Here is a 255-nt window from a genome sequence, read left to right on the forward strand (position 1 = left end):
GCCGCAAGGCTGAAACTCAAAGGAATTGACGGGGGCCCGCACAAGCGGTGGAGCATGTGGTTTAATTCGAAGCAACGCGAAGAACCTTACCAGGTCTTGACATCCTCTGACACTCCTAGAGATAGGACTTTCCCCTTCGGGGGACAGAGTGACAGGTGGTGCATGGTTGTCGTCAGCTCGTGTCGTGAGATGTTGGGTTAAGTCCCGCAACGAGCGCAACCCTTGATCTTAGTTGCCAGCATTTAGTTGGGCACT

At 53.7% G+C, this 255-nt stretch carries 1 rRNA gene; it reads left to right on the forward strand.

The annotated features are described in order from the left end of the window. A 16S ribosomal RNA gene (locus KW850_RS32895) occupies positions 1 to 255 on the forward strand; the annotation flags it as partial.

It is taken from the genome of Bacillus sp. sid0103 (assembly GCF_019219025.1).